This is a genomic window from Corynebacterium sp. H130 (assembly GCF_037572395.1).
GTDB lineage: Bacteria > Actinomycetota > Actinomycetes > Mycobacteriales > Mycobacteriaceae > Corynebacterium.
This window is the reverse complement of record NZ_JBBHLA010000004.1, coordinates 302,540-319,250: the sequence shown is the minus strand read 5'-3', so window position 1 is coordinate 319,250 and position 16,711 is coordinate 302,540. Positions and strand designations below refer to the sequence as shown.

Below are 16,711 nucleotides of genomic sequence, written 5' to 3'. Positions count from 1 at the left end.
TCACAGCTCCTTGAGTAGCTTGGCCAGTTGATTCGCCGGGCGCACCGCCAGGCGCCAATAGGTTTTATCTAGTCCTGGGAACGTATCGCACCGACGAACGGCGATCCCGGCTTCCTTCAAACGCAGTCGCATCCCTTCCGGATCATCTCCCGGAGGCCTCACCAGCACATATGGTGCCTGAGTAGCGGCAGCAATCTCGAACCCAGCGCGCCCCAACGCCTCGAGCATCGTGGCTCGTTCCGCCGCAATGATGCCACGTTCCTTCTCTGCTTCATCCGCTGCAGCCATGGCAATCGCTGCCATCGCGCGAAGCTGGAGGGTGCCGAGTGGCCACTGCGGGCGCCTAGCCGCAAGCTTCTCGACGTTCCGTGGATGCGCAATCGCATAGCCACAGCGAAGTCCGGCGAGCGCCCAGGTCTTGGTGAAACTGCGAAGGACGATGATGTCCTCCCGAATCGCCGCCTGCTGTGCAAGGGACTCGGTTTCATCGGTGACATCGAGGAAGGCCTCGTCAACCACAAGGATGCGCCCCTTGCCGAGGGCCAGGAGATCCTCGTGATCGTGCAGCACGCCTGTTGGATTAGTGGGATTGCCAATAATCACCATGTCCCCGTCACCGGAATCCATGAGCAGATCTAGTTCAAACGGAGCCGGCAGAACGCGGTTGGTGACCTGGATCCCTGCCTGACGAAACACCACGTTGGCCTCGGTGAACCCTGGGTGAATGATGTCCACGCTCTTGGGCTCAAGTTGTGGCAGCAGAGCAAACCCTTCAGAAGCCCCGGCAAGCAGCAACACCGACTCTTCCGAGACATCGTGAAGTTGGGCAATGGCCTTGCGAGCTAGCTGTTCATCGGCGGTCGAAGGGTACGCGGCGAGGTCACCGATGGCGTCGATAAGCGTGCGTTGCAGCCACTCAGGTGGTTTCGTGCCGCGCACGTTAACGGCGAAATCGACAGTAGCGCCGGCGGCATCGATGTCGCCGTGAAAACGGTAGGGGTCAAAGGCACTCACCCGTACCACTCTATTGTCTGACACACTGGAGTGCGTGAATACGCTACTCATTGATGTCGACGGCACCCTTGTCGACTCCTTCCCAGGCATCCGCGCAAGCTTCCTTTACGCCCTCGAGCAGGTGGATTGGCCGATTCCGCCGGAGGAACGCATCGCGGAAATTGCGGGACCGCCGATGATCGACACCATGCTGTCCCTGGGAATGGATCCGGGGCTGGCACAGATGGCTCTCGCCCATTACCTAGATTTCTATGGCCACACCGGCTGGAAAATGAGTTCTCCGTTTCCGGGCATGCACGAGTTTCTTTCCTGGGCTCGCAATTCCGGATTCCGCCTGTGCACCGCCACCTCGAAGGGTGAGTACTTTGCCGAACAGGCACTGCGCCACCACGGCTTTTGGGAGTTTTTCGACTTCATGGGCGCTGCGCAGGAGGATGGGGAACGACGCACCAAGTCCGCTGTCATTGCCCACGTATTGGACTCGATGACGCTTCACGGACAGGAAGGTACTATCCTCATGGTCGGTGACCGTATTCACGATATTGAAGGTGCCCGCGAATTCGGAATCGACACAGTTGCGGTGGCCTGGGGATACGGAACCGAGGAAGAACGCACACAGGCTGCCTACCAGGCGGCCTCTCCAGCTGAGTTAGAGAGCATTGTTGATGAATGGTCGCGTAGCCGTTAACGCCTTCGACACCGAACGGACCGAGAGCCTGTACGTGGTGTTCGTATGCACGGGCAACATTTGCCGTTCCCCGATGGCGGAGGTGATCTTCCGGGATGCCATCGAAGACGCTGGTCTCACTCGTTTCGTGCGCGTTCGCTCCTGTGGCATTGGTGGCTGGCACATTGGTCAAAAAGCGGACCACCGTGCTGTTGCCGAGCTGCGTAACTCCGGCCACGACGGCTCCCAGCACCGCGCTGCACAGCTGAGCGACATCCATCGCACCGCCGACCTCTTCGTCGCGCTGGACAATGGTCACGTCGCCGACCTCACCGCTCGTGGCATTTACCCTGAGCGCATCCGGCTCCTGCGTTCTTTCGATCCGGCCTCCCCCGAGGACGCTGACGTGAAGGATCCTTACTACGGCGACGAATCTGACTTCGTCACCACCCGCACTCAAATCGAGGCTGCGGTTCCGGGCATGCTGCAGTGGGTTAAGACTATGCTTGCTAGTGCCTCTGCGCGCTAGACTAAGCAAACTATGAACTCCAAAGTGTGGAAAACCTTCCTGAAGCCGGGCTGGATTTTCACGTTCGCCATCATCATCGCCTTCACGTACCTGGCCTTCAGCGTGTTGGCACCGTGGCAGCTCCACAAGAACACGACGGTCAGTCACCGCAACGATTTGATCGCCGAGCACTTCGACAGCGAGCCTGCCCCTTTCAGCCAAGTCTTCGGCACCGATGGCGCTCTGGAGCCCGATAACGAGTACCTCCGTGTCCGCATGACCGGCCACTACCTCCAACAGTCCGAGGTTGTCATGCGCGTACGCCCGGTCGAATCCGGCCCCGCCTACCACGCACTCACGCCGTTTCAGCTTGACGACGGCACCGTGGTCCTCGTCAACCGTGGCTGGGCCCGTCCGGAAAACAGCCAGCTCCCTGCTGATTTTCCGGCAGCTCCCTCCGGGAAAGTCACCATCGTGGGATACGCCCGCGTAGACGAGGCCACCCCGCACATTGCGCCGTCGATCGAATCCGGCCGCCAGATGGTCACTGGCATCGACACCGAGGAAATCTCCGGGCTAACCGGTATGACTTTGGCCAAGGATTACGTCCAGCTGGCTGCGGACCAACCCGGAGTCATCACCGCCTTCCCCCTCCCTCAGCTGGATAATGGCCCGCACTTGTCCTACGGCATCCAGTGGATCGCCTTCGGCCTGCTAGCCCCAATTGGTTTGGGATACTTTGTCTTTGCCGAGCTGCGAGAGCGACGCCGTGAGGAAGCCGAGCAGGCTGAGCTAGCGGCGGGCTCAGTTAGCGCGCCGGAGCGTAGCCGTTATGGCACGAATACCCCGCGAGCCAATTGGCAGCGTGACGACGAGCAGCGCTACTAATCCTTGAGTCAGCTGGGCTAGTTTCACCGCATCCTTGATCGTCTGCACTGTCGGCGTGGGACCTTTCCCCAGCGTCGGCCGCAGTTCCACCCCGTAGTGATAGTGAGTTTTACCTCCAAGCTGCACGCCTAGCGCAGCGGCAGCAGTTGCTTCCACTGGCCCTGCATTGGGACTCGGGTGTTGTGGAGCGTCTTCTTTCCACGCCCGAATCGCGCTGCTTCCCCTGCCTCTGGCCTTTGCAATGGCAACGTGAGTCGCTGCCGTAATACGAGCAGGTAAATACGCCAGCACATCGTCAAATTTCGCAGCTGCCCAGCCGAACTTTAGGTAGCGCTCACTCTTATATCCGACCATGGCGTCAAGCGTGTTGACGCAACGGTGCAGCACTACTGCCGGCGCTCCCCCGATGGCAGCCCATACGATAGGCGAAATCGCAGCATCGGAGGTGTTCTCAGCTATCGATTCCACTGCTGCGCGCGCCATTCCCGGCTCATCCAACAGCTTCGGGTCGCGGGAACACAGCCATGGAATCCATTGCCTAGCCTTTTCGACGTCCCCGGATTCCAGATCAGTCGCCAGCTTCGTTCCGACTTCTTCCAGGGTTCGACCGCCCAGTGCGATCCACAAGGCCAGCGCTGTGATGATGGTTGGGGCCTTCTTGTGGAGCACCCAGGTGGTGGCAACAACCGGAGTGACCGTGACCCCAACTAATGCCATCCCTGCCGCCCGAGAGTCCTGATAAAGCTTCTTCTCCGCTTTGGTTACGGCTGTTCCGAAGAGCGCCACGGGGTGATACTTTTGCGGGTCTCCCAGCAGGCGATCGAGCGCTAGGCCCAGAAGAATAGCTTTTGAATGCACTCATTCATCCTAGGCGGTAGAAAAGGGGCATGTTTGAAAGTTTGGACCATGCCCACGCTACAGCCGTAGATATTCTTCCAGCACATGCGATCGTTCCAGCGATGGCTCAGCTTATCCCTGCTATTGGTATCCGTCCGGTGTCTACTGACCGAATCGGTGGCACCCGAATTGACGGTACGCCCGACGTTTCACCTGAATTTGAGTGGCCCGTGGCAGATTTGTCCGTGCACCCGGATCTCTCGCGCTTCGATGTCTCCGCCGAGGAACTACCCTCTGGCCCGTCACCGCTATGGTTTCTCGCCCAAGTCGATCTGGCTGAAGCTCACGCGCTAGGAGAAGTTGCGGAACTGTTGCCCGACCACGGACGGTTGCTGTTCTTCTTTGACCACATCGCCGGCAGCTACTTGGAAGGCCCCGAGGCAGTCCGCGTGATATGGGACCGCAGCCCCGTCGACAAGCTCCAAACAGCGCAGGCGCCTGCCGCCCTGGTTTCCCGAGGTGCGCACCTCATTTACCCACCGAAACCCAGTGAGCTCTTCGCTAGCGTCACGACGCCCCAACGAGGTTCCCTCTGCCCGGAAACTGAGCCACTCTTTGAGCTGATCGACGAAGGCAACCACCCGCTGTCCCCGTGGGCGGACGAATTCGATGAGTTCTGTGAGGCTGACGATTGCTTCGTTGAGCCAGAGTGGAGGCACCACCAAATGCTCGGTATCCCGGTTCCTTGCCAGTCAGATCCCCGAGGTTACATCGCCCCTGATTCCGCCGACGAGTGGGTCAATCTGCTTTGTTATGCCAACGTGGAAGTGCGCGAGGGCGAGGTGTACTTCCTGATTCGGAAAAGCGATTTGGCAGCCAGGGATTTCACCAAGGTGGCAGGCGTGTACATGCAAACCTAGTGCTCCACCGGTTGTGTTTGACGAGGTTGTTTGGACGAGGATTCCTGGATATGCGATCCACTTACGAGGAGTGACCTCGGATCTTCGTCCAAACAACCTCGTCAAACTGCCTCAACAAACAAGAAAAGCCCCTTCATACGAAGGGGCTTTCAATTGTGCGCCCTGACGGGCTCGAACCGCCGACCTGCTGGGTGTAAACCAGCTGCTCTTCCAGCTGAGCTAAAGGCGCGCACGTCACTGCTTAGCGACTCGAAGAAGCGTATCATGCACTCACTTTCTTGACAAAATCGCCAGCTAGTGAGCAGTTTTACTTCTTTCCAGGCTGCACCAGGCAGCTACCCTGCCACTGGCCAAGGCGAGTTGCCTTCGTCTGCACCAGACCAGCAAGTTTCGCGGATTCTGCGATTTCGCCCGCGACAATGTGTCCAGGCTTTCCTGCGCCAGGGGTCAGTAGCCAGATTCGGCCGGCATCTGCGAGGGAGCGGATGGCGTCGACAAGCCCGTCGACGAGGTCGCCGTCTTCCTCTCGCCACCACAGCAGTACGACGTCGCAAATTTCGTCAGTATCTTCATCGAGCAGAACATCGCCGATGCGATCTTCTACTGCTTCACTGATGGCGCTGTCGCAGTCTTCATCCCATCCAATTTCTTGGACAAGCTGTCCTGCTTCCACACCTAAGACAAGCGCGTAATCCTGGGCGCTCGCTTTGGTGACGCCCGGAACGTCGACCACTGTAGTTATCCTCCTAGTTTCTTAGGCTGACACACCTTGTATGACAGCCAAATGTTCGTATCAAGGGTTGAAAATACCAGGTCTCGTGGCAAATTACAGACTATGTGGAGTTTTTTGCTCCCAACTCGCAAAAACCACATAACCAAAAATGATGCAAAATTCACCCTAAATTTTAGTTAACTTTGCAAAGAAGCACGTCGCTACCAGGACAAACTATTGCGATCTGTACGTCGAGGGGCTGAAACCCGTATCCTGGTGCACAGACCGGCACCCCACCATTGGCGTGGGATTGCCGATATTCAACACCCAAGTAGACGTAAGGAATGCCATGGCTGACGCAACTGAACCGAAATTCGGTGGTCATTCACCTGACGACTCCAACATCGCCCTGATCCGCGATGGTGTGGCGTCCTACCTCAATGACTCCGATCCTGAAGAGACTCAGGAGTGGATGGATTCGCTCGACGGCCTGCTGGAAGAATCCAGCCCGGAGCGCGCTCGCTACCTCATGCTGCGTCTGCTGGAGCGCGCAACCGCCAAGCGCGTTGAGCTGCCATCCCTGACGTCCACCGACTACGTCAACACCATTCCAACCTCCCAGGAGCCGGAGTTCCCTGGCGATGAGGCTATTGAGAAGCGTTACCGTCGCTGGATGCGTTGGAACGCAGCCATCATGGTGCACCGCGCTCAGCGCCCAGGCATCGGCGTCGGTGGCCACATTTCCACCTACGCAGGCGCTGCCCCGCTGTACGAAGTTGGCTTCAACCACTTCTTCCGGGGCAAGGACCACCCAGGTGGCGGCGACCAGATCTTCTTCCAGGGTCACGCTTCCCCAGGCATGTACGCCCGCGCGTTCCTCGAAGGTCGCCTGACTGAGGACGACCTCGACGGCTTCCGTCAGGAAGTTTCCCGCCCACAGGGCGGCATCCCGTCCTACCCACACCCACACGGCATGAAGGACTTCTGGGAGTTCCCAACCGTGTCCATGGGCCTTGGCCCAATGGACGCCATCTACCAGGCCCGCTTCAACAAGTACCTGCACAACCGTGGCATCAAGGACACCTCCCAGCAGCATGTCTGGGCATTCCTCGGCGACGGCGAAATGGACGAGCCAGAGTCTCGTGGCCTGATTCAGACCGCAACGCTGTACGGCCTGAACAACCTGACCTTCGTCATCAACTGCAACCTGCAGCGTCTCGACGGCCCGGTCCGTGGCAACACCCAGATCATTCAGGAGCTCGAATCCTTCTTCCGCGGCGCCGGCTGGTCCGTGATCAAGGTCGTGTGGGGTCGCGAGTGGGACGCATTGTTCGAAAAGGACAAGGACGGCGCCCTGGTTGATATCATGAACGACACCCCGGACGGCGACTACCAGACCTTCAAGGCTAACGACGGCGCATACGTCCGCGAGCACTTCTTCGGTCGCGATCCTCGCACCCTGAAGCTCGTTGAAGACATGACCGACGAGGAAATCTGGAACCTGCCACGTGGCGGCCACGACTACCGCAAGATCTACGCTGCCTACAAGCGCGCGATGGAAGAGACCGAGCGCCCAACCGTGATCCTTGCTCACACCATTAAGGGCTACGGCCTCGGCCACAACTTCGAGGGCCGCAACGCGACCCACCAGATGAAGAAGCTGACCCTGGATGATCTGAAGAAGTTCCGCGACAAGCAGGGCATTCCGATCACCGACGAGCAGCTCGAAAAGGATCCATACCTTCCTCCTTACTACCACCCAGGTATGGACGCCCCAGAGATCAAGTACATGCTGGAGCGTCGTAAGGAACTGGGCGGATTCCTGCCTGAGCGTCGCAGCACCTACGAGCCAATCCAGGTTCCTGAGATTGACGCTCTGAAGTCCCTGCGCAAGGGCTCCGGCAAGCAGCAGGTGGCAACCACGATGGCTGTGGTGCGTACCTTCAAGGAACTCATGCGTGACAAGGACCTGGCTGATCGCCTGGTGCCAATCATCCCGGATGAGGCACGTACCTTCGGTATGGACTCCTGGTTCCCAACGCTGAAGATCTACAATCCACACGGCCAGAACTACACCCCTGTGGACCACGATCTGATGCTGTCCTACCGTGAGGCCACTGATGGCCACATCCTGCACGAAGGCATTAACGAGGCAGGTTCCACCGCATCCTTCATCGCGGCTGGCACTTCCTACGCCACCCACGGTCACGCGATGGTTCCGCTGTACATCTTCTACTCGATGTTCGGTTTCCAGCGCACCGCAGACTCCATTTGGGCTGCTGCAGACCAGATGGCTCGTGGCTTCCTGCTGGGCGCAACTGCTGGTCGCACCACCCTGACCGGTGAGGGCCTGCAGCATATGGACGGCCACTCCCCTGTCCTGGCTTCTACGAACCCAGCAGTGGTGTCCTACGACCCTGCGTTCGCCTACGAGATCGCTCACTTGGTCCGCGAAGGCATCGACCGCATGTACGGCCCTGGCCGTGGTGAGGATGTCATCTACTACCTGACGATCTACAACGAGCCAACCCCACAGCCAGCAGAGCCAGAGAACCTCGACATCGAGGGTCTACACAAGGGCATCTACAAGTACTCCGCTGCTGAGGGCGAAGGCCACGAGGCTAACATCCTGGCTTCTGGTATCGGCATGCAGCAGGCGCTGCGCGCAGCCGAGATCCTGCGCGACGAGTACGGAGTGAAGTCCAACATCTTCTCCGTCACCTCCTGGAACGAGCTGGCCCGCGACGGCCAGGCCCGCGATCTGGAGCAGCTGCGCGATCCTTCCGCAAAGGTTGAGCCTGCGTTCCTGACTAAGCAGCTGGACGGCGTATCCGGCCCATTCGTAGCAGTGTCTGACTTTGCTACTGCTCTCCCTGAGCAGATCCGCAAGTGGATTCCGGGCGACTACACCGTTCTCGGTGCAGACGGCTTCGGTTTCTCCGACACCCGCGCTGCGGCACGTCGCTTCTTCAACATCGACGCTGAGTCTGTCGTTGTTGCAGTCCTGGCTGGCCTGGCACGAGAGGGCAAGATTGAGATGTCTGTCGCAGCAAACGCTGCCAAGAAGTTCAATCTGACTGACCCAACCTCGGTCTAAACCCCACCCAAGGCCCCGATGCTGACTTCACGTCCTAGCATCGGGGCTTTTTCACGCTTTCAATTAACTCATCAAGCACTTCGTTGACCAGCTCCGGTGCTTCCAGAATCATCATGTGGCCACAGCGGTCACAGTCACGCAATTGCGCGTTTGGCCACAGCTCGAGGATCCGCTTGCTTTGGGAAAGTGGAGTCACATGGTCGTCGTCGCCAACAAGAACGTACCCAGGAAGTTGTGACAGTCGCTCGGCTGCTGCCACCTCGGAGTGGGTTTCGAGGTCGTCGAAGTAACCAATGAAGGTGGCCAGTGGGGTGTCGTTGATCATCTGGGCGTGGAATTTCACCAGGTTGTACGGGGTGCTGATCCGTTTGAACACCATGGCAGCCAACGCTGGCGCAAGCATCTTGCCAATGTCTTGGCGTAGCTTTGCCACCGCTTCCGGGGTCGATGCCATGCGCCCGTACACTTCGTCGGCAAGCTTGGTCGTGAGTAGTCGTGGCACACCTTGGGCCGAGAGCGAATCGATCGAGGTCGCGATCAAAACTACCCCCGCCAACCGCTGGAAAATCTCGTCTGAGCAGGTTCGGATGGCGTTAAGCACCACGTGCCCGCCGAGCGAATGCCCAACCAAGATGATCTTGCCGTTGGGCACCAGTTCATCGATGACAGAGAGCACGTCCTGCGCCGACCCTTCAATCGTGCATTGTTCGGGCGGAACTTCCCCAGTTCGGCCGTGTCCGCGCAGGTCGAGCAGTACGCTGCGCACCTCTGGGTGATTCTTCACGAGGTGCTCTACCTGCAGGAAATAGCAGTCCGCGGCGAGAGTGAAGCCATGGACGAACACGACGGTGAGGTCGGCGTCGACGGGCCCGGCGGTGTAGGTGACTACGGGCACGCTTGTCGACGCCACTTTGCCCTGTTCACACAGCCCCGAAAGCCCGAGTTCAACTTCTTCTGAAGAGACGCCGCGCATGAGTCGGGCGAGGAACTGGGGCACCGGAGGCACGTCCATATAGCTTCGCTTTCTACAGGGTATTCTTGAAGGGTCAACGATTCGGCCAGATGAGGAGTCCCCACATGACTGATGCTCAGAGTACCTTTGCCACGCTACGCGACATCATCGTCGACAGCACTGGCTACGACCCTGAGGACATCACCCTCGACTCGAAAATCGCTTCCGAGCTGGCCGTCGATTCGCTGTCCATTGTTGAAATTTCGGTTCGCGCTGAGGACGCCTTCGGCGTGTACATCAGCGACAAGGACGCAGCTCAATTCGAGACCGTTGGCGATGTAGTCAACTACATCGACTCTCATCGAGCCCAGGATTAGTCTACGAGGCGTAGCTCCGCTTCGCAGTCGTATTGGGCGCACAGTTCGCCCAGCGAGGTCGCAAATTCGGCCAATTCATCTGGAAGCCCCGTGAGAACCTGCCGAGTTTCGACGGTGCCCACACCGGAGCGTTCCCAGCGCGTACACCAGGCAGTGCCAAGCGGGTCTGCTCCTGGAATTTCTAGCTCAGAATCACTGGGAATGAGCCGGTACATGAGTTCTTCTACAACCGGCCGCAGTCGCCTGGGCAGGCGCGAGATTCGCAGCACCGCAGTGCAAGCTACGGGCGTGTGTGTAAGAAAAGTAGTCACGATTAAGTCCTTCAAGTTTGTGGCGTGCAAGACGAGAGCGTCTTCCCCAACGGACTCGTGCGACAACTTGAAGCAACACCCGCATTTTTACGCACCAGAATTCACACCAGCAACCCTAAAGTGCTGGTTGACTCCCCCATTTATTCAAGCTCTAGTTCAGGCTTAGCCACAGCTTCTCGTTGAAATCCGACCACAGCGGCTTCGCCCATTCACCAAACAGGCGGTTGGTGAGCACCACGCAGGCATGCCCCGTGGCCGGGTGAGCCCACAGGAAGGTTCCTGCCTGCCCAAAGTGCCCGAAAAGGTCCGACGGCATCGACGCTCCGGTCCAGTGCGGCGACTTCTCCCCCTTGATCTCGAATCCAAGTCCCCAAGGGCACGGCACTTGCCGCCCATAGCCTGGAACGATGCCGGCAAGTTCCGGGAAGTGCACAGTCGTCGCGTCGTGCAGCGTTGTGGCGTCGATAAGCTGCGGTTCGAGCAGCTCCTTGGCAAACTTCATCAGGTCCCGCACCGTCGATTTGGCGCCGTGCCCAGCCCAGGCGTGGAATTCGGTGGCATCCATGCCGAGTGGCTCAAAGACCGCCTCGCGCAGGTAGTCAGGGAAAGGAATGCCAGCGAGCTTCTCGACGCCATCGGCAAGGATTTCAAAGCCCGCACTGGAGTAGATGCGTCGATCTTCCGGCTCTCGCTCGGGTTCGCGAGTTGCGAAACCGACGCCAGAGGCATGCGCAAGCAGATGCTCGACTGTGGCAGGCCCCATAGGGGTGTCGAGCTCGAAAACGCCTTCCTCGAGGGCGACGAGGAAGCCATAGGCGCTCAGGAGCTTGGTTACGCTCGCAAGCTCGTAAACGCGATCGATGTCCCCAAAGGTTTCTTCCTGAACGCCAACAAGGCCGGCAGACACATTGTCTACCGGCCACTGGTCTAGGCCTGCAAAGAACGTCATGAGACCTAGTGTAGATGCTTAGCGAGCCACAGCTCGAGGGTCCTCAAACACAGCGCGATCCAAAATCTTCTCGCGCGTCGCGACGACCATGGCAACCAGCGCCTGGCCCGTTACGTTCACTGCAGTGCGGCCCATATCTACGATCGGATCCACGGCAAGCAAGAGGCCCACGCCTTCAAGAGGCAAGCCAAGGGTCGAGAGCGTCAGGGTGAGCATCACCGTTGCACCAGTGGTGCCGGCCGTGGCTGCGGAACCAATGACGGAGACGAAAGCAATCAGCAGGTAATCAGTGGCGTGCAGTGGCATTCCATAGAACTGCGATACGAAGATCGCAGCAATTGCTGGATAAATCGAAGCACAACCATCCATCTTGGTGGTGGCGCCAAGTGGAATTGCGAATGAAGCGTACGCACGAGGCACGCCCAGCGCCTGCTCGGTGACACGCTCGGTGACCGGCATAACGCCCATGGACGAGCGGGTGACGAAGCCCAGCGACGTCACAGGCCACACCTTGCGGAAGAATTGCAGCACACTGATGCCATGCAGCTTGAGAATCGCAGGGTAAATAACGCCGATGACAAGAAGCAGGCCAAGGTAGATCGCGAATACAAACTTGCCCAGGCTGCCGAGAGCCTCCCAGCCATAGACAGCTACCGCCTTACCGATGAGTGCAGCTGTACCGATCGGAGCGAGTCGAATGATCCACCAAAGTACCTTCTGCACGATCTCGAGCAAGCTAGCTGCGAATTCAAGAACTGGTTCGGCCTTTTTGCCCACCTGGACGGCAGCAATGCCAAAAGCGATGGAAAGTAAGAGCAGTTGGAGAACATTGAAGTTCACGCTCGCAGAATCGCCTTTCAGGCTCACACCCAAGCCCATGATGTTGCTCGGTACGAGCCCCTGCAAGAAGGCCCACCAGGAACCAACTGAGCTCGGAGCCTTAGCGGTGGAAGGATCGATGCTGGTGTTCAAACCAGGGTTAACCAGCAGACCAACACCGATACCCGCAACCACGGACGCGAAGGCGGTGATCATGAACCACACGATGGTCCGCCACGCCAAGCGAGCTGCGTTAGTTACCTGGCGCAAGTTCGCAATCGAAGTAACTACCGCCGTCACGATCAATGGCGGAATAAGGACCTTGAGCAGGCTGACGTAAGCGCTGCCAACTTCCGTCAGGCCCTTGGTAAGCCAGTTCCCATCCCCCATTTGCCGGGCAATGAGGCCAAGCACGAGACCGGCGATCAAGCCATAACCGATTTGAGCTCCAAAGCTCGTGAAATACTTCTTCATTTCAGACAACCTTGTCTATTTTGCACTAAATTTACTTCAATGGAGATTACGCTGCTCGGAACGGTTGTTCAAATTAAAATTCAGACCGAACGGTCTACTAATTTAAGACAGGAGAAAAGCCCAGGCGTTTCCACCTGGGCTTTTACTGCCGCGTGGGGCCACCGGGGCTCGAACCCGGGACCAATGGATTATGAGTCCACGGCTCTAACCGACTGAGCTATAGCCCCAACTCGAATGAGTATATCCATCACCACATTGAGGGACGAAATCCACCCCCTACCTGCCGATTTGATTTCAAACCAAGGCCTTCTATATAGTTAGTTCTCGTTGCAAGGGAGACCTTGAAACAAAGTATTCCTCCATAGCTCAGTTGGCAGAGCATGCGACTGTTAATCGCAGGGTCACTGGTTCGAGCCCAGTTGGAGGAGCAAGATGAAAAACCCGCTGGAAACAGCGGGTTTTTTGCTTTTCTAAGGCCTGCCAACTCGGCACGTGCGCTAGCTCAAGCAAGCATGGCTGCCACGCCGATCGCATTGCTAGCAACATGCATCAAAATTGGCGCCAGAATTGATCCCGCCCGCCGGTACAGAGTGCACGTGACCAGACTAAACACCACAAACGCGGGTACATACCACAGTTGCTGAGGATCCCCTCCCACTATCCATCCCACTGCGACGTGCTGAAAGGCGAAGAAGACCGCAGTGCCGAGATAACCGACGATGAGATTGAGTTTTGCTAGCACGCGGAAGATGCCGAAACGGTAGAGCATTTCCTCCACCACGGGCCCGATGACTATGGCGCCAATTCCCATGCCAATGGGGTTGTCAAGCAGTTGTTGCCGAATGGCTTCCGTGTTGGAGTTGGGGGCAACACCGATAGTGTCCAGCAAGCTGTACCAAATCGTCTCAAAGGTGAACGTGATGGCAACACCTAGCAGGATCGTTCCCCAGATCCGCCAGCCGCCGGATTTGAGCCCTGAAATCGAATGCCGGAAGACAAGAACGAGCGCTATCGCAGCTACCAGATAAAGCACTGGACCTGGTGCCGAAGGCACGCCAAGCTCCTGGAGAGTTTGTGCAGACATGTAGCCCCATCCGGCTACTGCGCACAGCCAAACGAGCCAGCTCCTTGCCGGCTCAAGTTCGCTCACTTTTCGCATACATCCATATTGCCACCACAAGGGCAATCACGAGGGCTCCCAGTAAAAACATCAACTCTCGCCCATCCAAGAAAGATTGCATCCATTCCTGCATCGACAGCTGCCGATCCACCGACACCACAGATGGCATTCCGGTAAGTCCGTTGGTCTTAATGAACAGCGCCCCGATGAGTATGAAAAAGAGGCCCGAGGCCATCGAAATCGTGTTCAGTTGCAGCCCAAAGACTACGACTTCCCGACCTCGGAGCCATCGGGCGTCGCCAAGCTTGCGGGCATCCCACGCCCATGCGAGCAGGAAAAGGGGCAGGGTCATCCCCAGCGCGTACATCGCCATGATCAGCCCGCCGTAGACAGAGTTGGTGGAGAGCATCGCGGTGGTGAGGACGGCGCCGAGGAGTGGGCCGGCACAGAAACCCGCGAAGCCGTAGACGGCGCCTAGGCAGAAGACAGCCAGCCAGCTGGTGCCCCGGACGCGATTATTCAGTCCTGAGATAAGGGGGATATTGAAGCCCTTGCCGAAGAAGGAGATGATGCCGAAAATGATCATCGCGAGTCCCCCTAGGAGAATGAGGGTGGAGCGACGGGTCATGAGCAATTGCCCGAACCAGCCCACACCGACGCCCAGCGGGACCATCACAGCTGCCAAACCGAGGAAAAAGGCCACGGTGCGGGATACTAGCTGCCGCTTGGAACTGAATGCGTAAGCAAAGAACGCAGGTAATAGCAGTGCGGAACAGGGACTGAGAAGCGAAAAGATGCCAGCGATAAATGCACCGAAAATCCCCACTGAGACCATGAGTATCACCATAGATGATGTCTAACGATTGATCTTCTCGCGGTCGCTCAGCACTTGGTAGTGTGGAGCCAGAATTTGTCGTCGGAACCGAAGGTGCGAACTCTTCCCATGATTCAACTAGTCGTTGGTGTCGCTGCTGGCTATGTGCTCGGAACTAAGGCCGGGCGCCGTCGCTATGAGCAGATCAAGAAGGGTTACGAATTTGCCGTCAACTCCCCCGCTTCCAAGGCAGCTATCAATGCGACCCGGCGTGCCATTGCGAACAAGCTCGACCCAGAACCTCGCATGAAGGAAGTCAAGAACCTGCGCCGTGAGGACGGCACCCACGTCCTCGAGCCCGACCACGATTAATTACTTGAAGGCACGCGCCAACAACTCGCGGCGCGCCTGCTCCAATGCCAACAAGTCGGCGAATAGCGCATTGTAGGCCTCTTCGTTGTCCGAAGGTCGCATGCGCTGCAATTGCCCCTTGAGCCTGGCAATCTGATTACCCACGCGCACTTCCTGCAGCCGGGAGAGCACACTATCCGTGTATTTTTCCAGATCCTCTTGCTCACAGTTGATCTGCTCGACAGCAAGCTCGGAGAGCAGCGAGCGTCCGGCGAGATCCAAATGCTCGGCGATGTTTGGCAACCACTCCATCCCCTGCTCAATGCCAGCTGAGCACCCACCAGTACTCAAAATGGCAGCGTGAACCGCCCGGTAGCCTTCGGCGGTGAAACATTCGGAAGCAAGACCGTCGAAATAGTTGCCCGCAAGCATCGGGAATTGCAGGGCAAGCTTCAACGATTCACGTTCAGGCCAGAGCGAGGGATCACGAGGATCTGGCAATGCCCCGCGTGCATCAGGCTGCGCTTGAGGCTCCGCGCGACCCGCCCGAGGCTTACGCGCCTCATTAGCCACTTGACGCACGATTTCTGCCGGATCCGCCCAGCCGATCCACCCAGCAAGCTGACGCGCGTACTCGCCCCGCAAGGTGGCGTCGCGAATATCGGCTAGGACAGGAACCGTCCGGCGCAGCGCCTGCAAGCGACCTTCCACGGTGTCCAAGTTGTATTCGGCGATAAGCGCGCGCAGCACGAACTCAAACATCGGGATGCGGGAGGCGACAAGGTCGCGCACAGCTGCGTCGCCACGCGCCAACCGCAAGTCGCAAGGGTCCATGCCGTCAGGAGCGACGGCAACGAAAGACTGTCCGGTGAACTTCTGGTCGCCTTCGAAGGCGCGCATCGCTGCCTTTTGGCCTGCTTCGTCGCCGTCGAAGGTGTAGATAAGTTCACCCCGGAAGTAGCTGTCATCCAGCATGAGACGACGCAGCATCTGCAGGTGTTCCTCACCAAAGGCGGTGCCACAAGAAGCAACAGCAGTGGTGACGCCAGCTGCGTGCATGGCCATCACATCGGTGTAGCCTTCCACGACCACAGCCTGGTGGCCTGCAGCGATGTGCTTCTTCGCCTGGTCTAGACCGAAAAGCACCTTAGATTTGTTGTACAAGAGCGTATCGCGCGTGTTCATGTACTTGCCGAGCTTGTCGTCGTCGAAAAGCTTGCGGGCGCCGAAGCCAATCACGTCGCCGGAGGTGTTCTTGATCGGCCACAGCAGGCGGCGATGGAACTGGTCGATCGGACCACGTTTGCCCATCTTGGACAGGCCTGCAGCCTCCAGTTCCTCGAATGTAAAACCTTTGCGCAGCATGTGCTTGGTCATGGTGTCCCAGCCCGCTGGCGCGTAGCCACAACCAAACTGGTGGGCGTGCTCGGCAGAAAAACCGCGTTGGGTGAGGAAGTCACGAGCGGGCGCGGCCTCTGGGGTCTCCAACTGCTGCATGTAATACTCGTGCGCGTGCCGGTTGGCCAGGATCAGCCGCTGGCGCGTTCCCGGTTCTTCCCGGCGCCCCGGTCCCCCACCCTCGTAGTTGATGCGGTAGCCGATTTTGTCGGCGCAGACCTCGACAGCCTCGGGGAAGGTGATGTGCTCCATCTTCATCAGGAAGGAGAAAACATCGCCACCTTCGCCAGTGGAGAAACAGTGGAAATATCCGCGATTCGGCCGAACGTGAAAGGACGGCGTCTTTTCATCCTTAAATGGGGACAGGCCCTTGAGCGAGTCAGCACCGGCAGGTTTGAGCTGCACGTATTCGCCAACAATCTCCTCGATCGGAGTTCGTTCGCGAATTGCTTCAATATCGCTTTGTGGGATCCTGCCTTTGGCCATGACATACACCTTAGTTG

At 58.2% G+C, this 16,711-nt stretch carries 17 protein-coding genes and 3 tRNA genes; 8 read left to right on the top strand and 12 right to left on the bottom strand.

All coding sequences use genetic code 11. The features are described 5' to 3' along the window. Complete coding sequence (cobC, locus tag WG939_RS09670) at positions 1-1,014, bottom strand: Rv2231c family pyridoxal phosphate-dependent protein CobC (protein WP_339985155.1); 1,014 nt, start codon at positions 1,012-1,014, stop codon at positions 1-3. A gap of 34 nt (positions 1,015-1,048) precedes the next feature. Between cobC and WG939_RS09665 the strand changes: the two genes are divergently transcribed. From WG939_RS09665 to WG939_RS09655, 3 genes are read left to right on the top strand one after another with little or no spacing between them, the layout of a single operon-like run. Then, the gene (locus WG939_RS09665; RefSeq protein ID WP_339985153.1) at positions 1,049-1,702 is read left to right on the top strand and encodes an HAD-IA family hydrolase; all 654 of its coding nucleotides are present in this window, start codon (positions 1,049-1,051) and stop codon (positions 1,700-1,702) included. Then, on the top strand, positions 1,680-2,210 hold the full coding sequence (locus WG939_RS09660; protein WP_339985151.1) for a low molecular weight protein-tyrosine-phosphatase: 531 nt from the start codon (positions 1,680-1,682) through the stop codon (positions 2,208-2,210). Before WG939_RS09665 ends, WG939_RS09660 begins: the two co-directional genes overlap by 23 nt. A gap of 12 nt (positions 2,211-2,222) precedes the next feature. Next, entirely contained in the window at positions 2,223-3,077 is an 855-nt protein-coding gene (locus WG939_RS09655; RefSeq protein WP_339985148.1) for an SURF1 family cytochrome oxidase biogenesis protein, read from the top strand. On the opposite strand, the gene cbiB is transcribed toward WG939_RS09655, so the two are convergent. Continuing rightward, a complete protein-coding gene (gene cbiB, locus WG939_RS09650) occupies positions 2,994-3,935 on the bottom strand; it encodes an adenosylcobinamide-phosphate synthase CbiB (protein WP_339985146.1) in 942 nt (313 codons plus the stop codon). The two genes, WG939_RS09655 and cbiB, sit on opposite strands and share 84 nt — an antisense overlap. A 29-nt stretch (positions 3,936-3,964) precedes the next feature. Between cbiB and WG939_RS09645 the strand changes: the two genes are divergently transcribed. Then, positions 3,965-4,834 (top strand): DUF1963 domain-containing protein, encoded by an 870-nt coding sequence (locus tag WG939_RS09645; RefSeq protein ID WP_339985144.1) that lies wholly within the window; start codon positions 3,965-3,967, stop codon positions 4,832-4,834. A 156-nt stretch (positions 4,835-4,990) separates the two neighbouring features. On the opposite strand, the gene WG939_RS09640 is transcribed toward WG939_RS09645, so the two are convergent. After that, positions 4,991-5,063 (bottom strand) — tRNA-Val (locus tag WG939_RS09640). A 78-nt stretch (positions 5,064-5,141) separates the two neighbouring features. Further along, positions 5,142-5,567 (bottom strand): DUF3052 domain-containing protein, encoded by a 426-nt coding sequence (locus WG939_RS09635; RefSeq protein WP_339985142.1) that lies wholly within the window; start codon positions 5,565-5,567, stop codon positions 5,142-5,144. A gap of 328 nt (positions 5,568-5,895) precedes the next feature. Between WG939_RS09635 and aceE the strand changes: the two genes are divergently transcribed. Continuing rightward, positions 5,896-8,643 (top strand): pyruvate dehydrogenase (acetyl-transferring), homodimeric type, encoded by a 2,748-nt coding sequence (gene aceE, locus WG939_RS09630; RefSeq protein ID WP_339985140.1) that lies wholly within the window; start codon positions 5,896-5,898, stop codon positions 8,641-8,643. Positions 8,644-8,677: 34 nt separating this feature from the next. Here the strand turns inward: aceE and WG939_RS09625 are convergent, their stop codons facing one another. Then, entirely contained in the window at positions 8,678-9,655 is a 978-nt protein-coding gene (locus WG939_RS09625; protein WP_339985138.1) for an alpha/beta fold hydrolase, read from the bottom strand. Between the two features lie 65 nt (positions 9,656-9,720). On the opposite strand from WG939_RS09625, the gene WG939_RS09620 reads away from it, so the two are divergent. After that, complete coding sequence (locus tag WG939_RS09620; RefSeq protein WP_339985136.1) at positions 9,721-9,972, top strand: acyl carrier protein; 252 nt, start codon at positions 9,721-9,723, stop codon at positions 9,970-9,972. On the opposite strand, the gene WG939_RS09615 is transcribed toward WG939_RS09620, so the two are convergent. The 4 genes from WG939_RS09615 to WG939_RS09600 all read right to left on the bottom strand — a co-directional run bounded on the left by WG939_RS09615 (position 9,969) and on the right by WG939_RS09600 (position 12,752). Next, positions 9,969-10,283, bottom strand: a complete 315-nt coding sequence (locus tag WG939_RS09615; RefSeq protein WP_339985134.1) for a hypothetical protein — start codon at positions 10,281-10,283, stop codon at positions 9,969-9,971. The two genes, WG939_RS09620 and WG939_RS09615, sit on opposite strands and share 4 nt — an antisense overlap. 151 nt (positions 10,284-10,434) lie before the next feature. Then, positions 10,435-11,232, bottom strand: a complete 798-nt coding sequence (locus WG939_RS09610) for a serine hydrolase domain-containing protein (RefSeq protein ID WP_339985132.1) — start codon at positions 11,230-11,232, stop codon at positions 10,435-10,437. 18 nt (positions 11,233-11,250) lie between these two features. After that, positions 11,251-12,525, bottom strand: coding sequence for a dicarboxylate/amino acid:cation symporter (locus tag WG939_RS09605; protein ID WP_339985130.1), 1,275 nt, complete (start codon positions 12,523-12,525; stop codon positions 11,251-11,253). 153 nt (positions 12,526-12,678) lie between these two features. Continuing rightward, positions 12,679-12,752 (bottom strand) — tRNA-Ile (locus WG939_RS09600). 128 nt (positions 12,753-12,880) lie between these two features. Here WG939_RS09600 and WG939_RS09595 point away from each other — a divergent pair. Then, a tRNA-Asn gene (locus WG939_RS09595) sits at positions 12,881-12,953 on the top strand. Positions 12,954-13,027: 74 nt separating this feature from the next. On the opposite strand, the gene WG939_RS09590 is transcribed toward WG939_RS09595, so the two are convergent. Together WG939_RS09590 and WG939_RS09585 are read right to left on the bottom strand one after the other, a co-directional pair. Next, positions 13,028-13,609 carry a CPBP family intramembrane glutamic endopeptidase gene (locus tag WG939_RS09590; protein WP_339985128.1) on the bottom strand — a complete coding sequence of 194 codons (582 nt, stop codon included), beginning with the start codon at positions 13,607-13,609 and terminating at the stop codon, positions 13,028-13,030. Between the two features lie 52 nt (positions 13,610-13,661). Beyond that, positions 13,662-14,480, bottom strand: a complete 819-nt coding sequence (locus WG939_RS09585; RefSeq protein ID WP_339985254.1) for a cytochrome c biogenesis CcdA family protein — start codon at positions 14,478-14,480, stop codon at positions 13,662-13,664. A gap of 108 nt (positions 14,481-14,588) precedes the next feature. On the opposite strand from WG939_RS09585, the gene WG939_RS09580 reads away from it, so the two are divergent. Further along, entirely contained in the window at positions 14,589-14,831 is a 243-nt protein-coding gene (locus tag WG939_RS09580; protein ID WP_339985126.1) for a hypothetical protein, read from the top strand. On the opposite strand, the gene dnaG is transcribed toward WG939_RS09580, so the two are convergent. Beyond that, complete coding sequence (dnaG, locus tag WG939_RS09575; protein WP_339985125.1) at positions 14,832-16,694, bottom strand: DNA primase; 1,863 nt, start codon at positions 16,692-16,694, stop codon at positions 14,832-14,834. Positions 16,695-16,711: the final 17 nt, after the last annotated feature.